At 63.5% G+C, this 7,168-nt stretch carries 5 protein-coding genes and 1 pseudogene; 2 read left to right on the top strand and 4 right to left on the bottom strand.

The features are described from left to right. Together ABJF10_RS27895 and ABJF10_RS27890 are read left to right on the top strand one after the other, a co-directional pair. A pseudogene (locus ABJF10_RS27895) lies at positions 1 to 807 on the top strand (hypothetical protein); the annotation flags it as partial. Beyond that, positions 804 to 1,934 (top strand): HupE/UreJ family protein, encoded by a 1,131-nt coding sequence (locus ABJF10_RS27890; protein ID WP_348547897.1) that lies wholly within the window; start codon positions 804 to 806, stop codon positions 1,932 to 1,934. The pseudogene ABJF10_RS27895 and the gene ABJF10_RS27890, both read left to right, overlap by 4 nt. 7 nt (positions 1,935 to 1,941) lie before the next feature. On the opposite strand, the gene ABJF10_RS27885 is transcribed toward ABJF10_RS27890, so the two are convergent. The 4 genes from ABJF10_RS27885 to ABJF10_RS27870 form a co-directional block, all read right to left on the bottom strand. Then, positions 1,942 to 2,616 (bottom strand): type II secretion system protein, encoded by a 675-nt coding sequence (locus tag ABJF10_RS27885; RefSeq protein WP_348547896.1) that lies wholly within the window; start codon positions 2,614 to 2,616, stop codon positions 1,942 to 1,944. Beyond that, positions 2,613 to 3,974 (bottom strand): DUF1501 domain-containing protein, encoded by a 1,362-nt coding sequence (locus ABJF10_RS27880; protein WP_348547895.1) that lies wholly within the window; start codon positions 3,972 to 3,974, stop codon positions 2,613 to 2,615. The genes ABJF10_RS27885 and ABJF10_RS27880 overlap by 4 nt, the downstream gene beginning before the upstream one ends. Positions 3,975 to 3,993: 19 nt before the next feature. Next, positions 3,994 to 5,982, bottom strand: coding sequence for a DUF1549 and DUF1553 domain-containing protein (locus ABJF10_RS27875; RefSeq protein WP_348547894.1), 1,989 nt, complete (start codon positions 5,980 to 5,982; stop codon positions 3,994 to 3,996). 193 nt (positions 5,983 to 6,175) lie between these two features. Beyond that, a partial coding sequence (locus ABJF10_RS27870) for a DUF1501 domain-containing protein (protein ID WP_348547893.1) occupies positions 6,176 to 7,168 on the bottom strand: 993 nt, incomplete at its 5' end.

Here is a 7,168-nt window from a genome sequence, read left to right as displayed (position 1 = left end):
TCGCTCTACACCTACGAGCGCTCGGTGCGCTACCCGGAGGGCCATCGCAACGTCATCTTCACCCGCCGCGGCATCCGCACTCTGCCGCGCCTGCCTATCTCCGAAAAGAGCGATCCGAAGCCCGCGCCGGACACGTTGCTGCTCTACAAATATCTGCACCTCTTCCACGGCATCTGCGCCTCGCACACCAGCGCCACGGACATGGGCACCGACTGGCGCAACAACGACCCGCAGGTGGAACCCTTCGTGGAGATCTACCAGGGCGCGCGGCAAAACTACGAGCGCCCCGGCGCCCCGCGCAGCCCCACGGCCGCCGACGCGATCGGCGGTTGGGAACCGCTCGGCTTCGTCAATCTCGCGCTCAAGAAAGGCTACCGGCTCGCGTTTGAATCGAGCAGCGACCACGGCAGCACGCACATCAGCTACGCGCTCGCCTACGCCGAGAACTCCTCGCGCGAAGCGATCTTCAATGCCATGCAGGCCCGCCACGTCTATGCGGCCACGTCCAACATCGTCGCCGATTTCCGCTGCGGCCCGCATATGATGGGCGATGAATTCAAAGTGAGCGAAGCGCCCAAGTTCCGGATTCACCTCGAAGGCACGGGAGCCTTTTCAAAGGTCGTCTTCGTGAAGGACGATGTGGAAGTCTTCACCGCCACTCCGAACCAGCCGAAGTGCGATGTCGAGTGGACCGATCCGCAACCGACCGCCGGCCAGACGAGCTACTACTACGTGCGCGGCGAACAGGCCGATGGCGAGCTCGTCTGGGCCAGCCCGATGTGGATCGCGTTTGAGCCGAAGAAGTGAGCCGTCGCTTTTGGGCCGTCTGGGTTTTGCTCGCGCTGCTCAGCGCAGCGGCGCGGGCGCACAATCCCGACACGAGCTATGCGCGCTGCCGGGTTGCCGATGACACCGTCGAACTGCGGCTGACCTTCGACGTCTTCACCCTGCTGAAGATCGTTGATCTCGACGCGAATCAAGACCAGCGGCTCACGCGCGAGGAACTCCGCGGCGGCACACCGGCGATCCAGCGTTTCCTGCGCGCGCATGTCCTGCTCGAGATCGACGGCCAGCCCGCCGATCTCGGCGACGCCCTAGACGCGGTCTGGCCCGACGGCGCCGGTGATTCCCTCGCCGCGCCCGACTGGCACGCGGCGGCCAGCCTCATTGCGTTTCCCTTTCGACGGCACGTCTCCACCCCACCGCACGAAGTGGCGCTAACCTACACGTTCTTCCCACAGTTCGGCGCACGACACACCGTGCTCGGTGTCTTCGCGCACGGCGGCCAGACGCAGGAAGTCACCTTCACCGACGCCGAGCCCGACTACCTCTTCGACGTCAGCTATACCGCCACGCCTCCACGCGAAACGATTCCCGCCGCGGTGGGCCGCTTCCTGCGACTCGGCATCGAGCACATCTTTCTCGGCTACGATCACATCTGCTTCCTGCTCGCGCTCATCGTGGTCAGCCGCCTCGGCGAGTTGGTGAAGATCATCACGTCCTTCACCGTCGCACATAGCATCACGCTCATCCTGGCGGCGCTGAAGGTCATTACGTTACCGCAGCGCTTCATCGAATGCGGCATCGCTCTCACGATCATCTACGTCGCTGTGGAAAACCTGTGGCGGGCGAACATTACCCGCCGCTGGGTACTCACATTTTTCTTCGGTCTCATCCACGGCTTTGGTTTCGCCAATGTGCTGGCCGGGCTCGACCTGCCGCGCAAAGCCACCATCCGTTGTCTGCTCTCCTTCAATGTAGGTGTCGAGATCGGCCAGTTCGCCATCGTGCTCCTGGCGCTGCCCTTGGTGCTGCTGGTCTCAAAACAATCGTACGCCCCGCAGGTGAAAGCCGCCATCAGTCTCGCCGTCGCCTTGTTTGGACTGGGCTGGTTGATCGAGCGCGCCTTCGGTCTCGGCTTCATGCCGATTTGAAATCAACTCAGTGCATGGCGAGCAACTGCCAGATCGCAGTCTGCGCCGCATTGTTGCCGGCGCTGGTGCCGGAGCATTGCTGCAAGGGCGTCTTGATCACGGTGCGCGGCACCCAGCGCACAGAGCCATTGGCATAGCAGACATTCACGCCGGTACGATGGCGCGAATCCAGGCGGTCCGGCAGGCCGCATCCATCCGCCAGCAGCGGCAACCCGGTGAGATCGTTTAGGTGCGGCAGGTTGAGCGTCGTGTTGCTCCAGTCCACGAGCGGGTTGGACGCGTAGCCGCCTTGCGTTTTCGCGCCGGGCAAGGGCGGCCACGGATTCACGCTCGTATTGAAAGCCTGCGCGGCGGCCGTCTCCGAGGGACAATAGAAGACTTGCGGGGTGCGAATGTAATTGCCCGACCAAAGCTGGCCGAGCATCGGGAAATCGTCCGGCGCGGCGTGCAGCATGGTGTTGAATTGCATGATGCCGCCGCGATAACCGATGCACAACTGGCCGTCGTGGTCTGCCGCGTAGGCCGCGACGCCGGCGTGCAATTGGCGAAGGTTGCTCACGCATTGCGCGCGTTTACCGGATTCCTGCACCCGCGCGAAGACTGGGAACGAAATCCCGGCGAGCAGCGCAATGATCGCGATCACCACCAACAATTCGATGAGGGTAAAGCCCCGCCGTTTCACGTCATGATTTCTCGCGCGACTTTGCCGGAAACATTCGTGAGGCGGAAGTCGCGGCCGGCGTAGCGGTAGGTAAGCAATTCGTGATCGAGTCCAAGCAAGTGCAGGATCGTAGCGTGCAGATCGTGCGTGTCGATCACACCATCGACCGCACGCTCGCCGAGTTCATCCGTCGCCCCATGGCGCAGGCCGCCCTTCACCCCGCCACCGGCCATCCACATGGAATATCCCCTGGCGTTGTGCCCTCGGCCATTGCTGTCGCCCTTGTCGTCGTAGGCCCCGCGGCCAAATTCCCCGCCCCACACGATCAGCGTATCCTGCAACATGCCGCGCTGCTTGAGATCGGTGATCAGGCCTGCAATCGGTTTGTCAATGGAAGCCGCACGATCGGTCACGCCTTCCCGCAGCCGGTTGTGATGATCCCATCCCGTCGAGGTGAGCTGGATAAAGCGCACGCCTTTCTCCGCCAGGCGCCGCGCCATCAGGCATTGGCGGCCGAAGTTCTCCGTCGTGCGATCATTCAATCCATAGAGATCGCGCACCGCGGCGGGCTCGTTTTCGATATCCAGCACGCCCGGCACCGACGTCTGCATTTTGTAAGCCAGCTCGAGCGACTCGATCGCGCCTTCGAGTTCGGGATTGGAAGGATCGCGCTCGGCGAGCGTCCGGCGATTCAGCTTTTGGATGAATTCGATTTGCTGGCGCTGCGTCGCGTCGGCGAGCGGCGCATTGAGATTCGCCAACGCGCGTTGCCCCCCGCCGAGACGCGTGCCTTGATAGGTTGCGGGCAGAAAGGACGAACCGTAGTTCATCGCGCCGCCGACATCGCGCACCGGATCGATGGTGATAAACCCCGGCAGATCCTGGCTCTCGCAGCCGAGCCCATAAACGATCCACGCGCCCATCGAGGGACGGACGAAATTCTCACTCCCCGTGTGAAGCGCGACCACGGCCTGGTGATGCCCGGGATTATTCGTCTTCATCCCGTTGAGGACGCAAAGATCATCGGCACAGGTGGCGAGATTCGGGAAAGCGTCGGAGATGAAGATTCCGCTCTTCCCTCGCGGCTTGAAATCGAGCACCGGCCCCAACAATTGATGATTCCCGCCTGCTCCGACGCGCTTGAGCTCCGGCTTCCAGTCGAACGTCTCCAAGTGGCTCGGCCCGCCATTCATAAACATGAAAATGACACGCTTCGCCCGGGCGCGATGATGCGCAGGCTTCGGAGCAAGGGGGCTCACATAGCCCTTGTTCTCCGCCGCCTGCAACGCGGCGAAGGCCAGCCAGCCAAAGCCGGCGCTGGTCGCCCGGAGAAAATCGCGGCGGGACGAAACAATCTGGCGATGGGAACAATTGTTCATGGCGTGAGCAGGTTGAGGTTTACCACACGTAGCGAAATTCGGTGCCCGCCATCAGCGACTGGAGCAGCGCCGACCAGCGGCCGGGCGGGGCATCATTGAATGCCGCGAGAAAAGCGCGCGCGTCCTTGAGTTCGTCGGGCGCGGGTTCCCGGCCGAGCAAGGTGAGGTAAGCGTGGCTCAGGCGGGCGTCGTCGGTGCGCAGCGACATATCATCGAGGAGGCGCTGGGCGGCCCCGCGCGCCGTGTCGATGGCGAAGCGGCTGTTCAGGAAAAAGAGCGCCTGCGCCGGCACAGTGGTCACTTCACGCTGGCCCTTGATCTGCGTCGGTTCGGGAAAGTCGAAGATCTTGGCGATCTCCGGCTGCAGGTCACGCAGCACCGGCAGATAGACGGTGCGACAAGTGGCATTCTCATCGAGCAACGCGCGCGTCGGGGCGACCTTTCCCTTGCCGCCATTGCCTGCGACTTGAATGCCCGCGGGCCGCTCGAAATTGAGCTGACCGCTGGCCTGGAGCATGGCATCGCGGATGGCTTCCAGTTCGAGCCGCCGGGGATTCATGCGCCAGAAAAGCGCATTGGCGCCGTCGATCTTCAGCCGCGCCGGATCGGCGGCACTGCTCTCGCGATACGTGCGGCTGAGCATGATCGCGCGGATCAGCTTCTTCATCGACCAGCCGCCCTCGACGAAACGCGCCGCGAGGTGATCGAGCAATTCCGGATGTGTGGGCTTCTCGCCCGTCAGGCCGAAGTCATCCACCGTCGGGACGAGCCCTCGTCCGAAGAGATGCAGCCACACGCGATTCACGGCGACGCGCGCCGTCAGCGGATTGGTCGGCGAGGCGATCCATTGCGCTAGCTCCAGCCGGCCGCTCGCTTTTTCGCTGATGGCGGCAAGCTTTGGCAATCCGGACAGTTGCAACTCCCCGCGTTTCGGCGTTTCGCCAAGCTGATTGACCTCGCCCTTGATGCGAATGGCGCAATCGCGCAAGGAGCCCTCAATCACGCCCATCGCGAGATTAGGATCGGTCTGGTAAAAGCCCTTCGCGTCCATCGCGCCGCCGGAGATGCGGCTTTTGGGATTGGCCATCATCATCGGATCCGGCGCGACGGCGACGGGCTTCGTCGCACCCCGTTGCGCGACCGTTGTCGCGGTGTTGTCCACGGGCAGCCGGTGCAGCAACCCAGGGTCGACGTAGCTGCCGCGTTGTCCGCCGGAGAGCGTCTCCGTGCTATAGAAGATGCCGGCGAGCGCGTAATAGTCGCGCTGCTTGATCGGATCGGTCTTGTGATTGTGGCAGCGCGCGCAACTCATCGTGAGCCCGAGGAAAGAGCGCGTCGTCACATCGATCTGGTCGTCCACCCGGTCGAGCGCGAATTGCTCGCTGCCGCTTTCGGGCAACGGCAGCGCCCCGAGCGTGAGAAAGCCTGTGCCGGTGAGATGCGAGCGCTTTTCCGCCACGGTCTTCGCAGGCATTAGGTCGCCCGCGATCTGTTCGGATGCAAATTGTGTAAACGGTTTGTCCTCGTTGAACGAATCGATCACCCAGTCGCGATAGCGCCACGCATAAATAAACGGCGCATTCCAGGTGCGCCCCACGGAATCCGCATAATGGACCACGTCGAGCCAATGCCGGCCCCAGCGTTCCCCGAAACGCGGCGACGCCAGCAAACGATCCAGCACTTTCGCATAGGCGGTGTCGTCGGGCGCGGGATCGCGGAGAAACGCGGACAGCTCTTCCGGAGCGGGCGGCAGGCCAGTGAGGTCAAACGTCGCCCGGCGCAACAAGGTCGCGCGATCAGCGTCGGGATTGGGGGTGAGGCCCGCGGCTTCCAGACGCGCGAGGATGAAGACATCCACTCCATCCTTGAGCCACGCCGTGTTTTTCACCGCCGGCACCGCTGGCTTCTTCACCGCCGCGAACGACCAGGGCAATGACGCTGAATCCTCCGCGGCGGCCAGGCTGGCCAGCGTGGCGAAAGCGCAGAGGTGGAAGATCGCGCGGTTCATGGGGAGGCGTGTCAATTAACTCGCGGGGTGAAAGGTAAGCACAGTCGGGGCGTTCGCTCCAGCAAACAACGATGGTGGCAAGCCGCGTCGATGGTAGCGAAAGCGCCGAAAAGACGCGCCGTCATCCCGAGCCTCGGCTCGCAAGCTCAGGACGACGGGGCTTGGGAAGCGCCATATGAGGAGGCGCGATTTCTTATGCGAGAATCTCACTCACCACCCGCCCACTGACGTCGGTGAGCCGGAAATCCCGCCCCGCGTAACGATAGGTCAGCTTCTCATGATCAAACCCCATGAGGTGCAGGATGGTGGCGTGCAGGTCGTGGACGTGCACTTTGTCCTGGATGGCGTGCCACCCGAATTCATCGGTCGCGCCGTGGACGAGGCCACCTTTCACGCCGCCACCCGCCAGCCACATGGTAAAGCCAAACGGATGATGCTCGCGGCCATTCGTGCCCTCGGCCGTGGGCGTGCGGCCGAATTCCCCGCCCCAGATGACCAGCGTGTCTTCCAGCAGTCCGCGCGCCTTGAGATCCTGCAAGAGCGCGGCGACGGGTTGATCGGTCGCGGCGCAATTATTCGCCAACTCCTCGCGCAAGTTGCCGTGCTGGTCCCAGAGCTGGCAGCTCGAACGTTTCGACGTGGCGGTGTGATAAACCTGCACCATGCGCACGCCGCGCTCCACGAGGCGCCGCGCCATGAGACATTGCTTGCCAAAGGTGTCGGTGACCGGCTCGCCGAGGCCGTAGAGTTTCTTCGTCTCGGGTGACTCACGTTCGACGTCGAAGGCTTCCGGCGCCTCGCGCTGCATGCGGAAGGCGAGCTCGAAGGATTCGATGCGGGCGCTGAGCCGGCTGTCTTCCTCGCGGGGGGCGCGATGCAAGCCGTTCAATTCCGCGAGGAGATCGAGCTGGGTGCGTTGTTGCGCGGCGGAGAAGCGCGCATTGCCGAGATTGGCGATGGGATTCTTCAAGTCGCTGACCAGCGTGCCCTGATACGACGCCGGCAGGAAGCTGCTGCTCCACAGCGGCGCGCCCTGGGCCGGTTGCGCGGGGCTGATGACGACGAAGCCGGGGAGGTTTTGGTTTTCGGTGCCGAGCCCGTAGAGCAGCCACGAGCCGAGGCTGGGCCGGGAGAACGCCTGCTCGCCGGTGTTCATCTGGAGGCACGCGCCGTTGTGGTTGATGTT

The sequence above is a fragment of the Chthoniobacter sp. genome (assembly GCF_040003245.1).
Lineage (GTDB): Bacteria > Verrucomicrobiota > Verrucomicrobiia > Chthoniobacterales > Chthoniobacteraceae > Chthoniobacter.
This window is presented reverse-complemented; position numbering and strand designations above follow the sequence as displayed.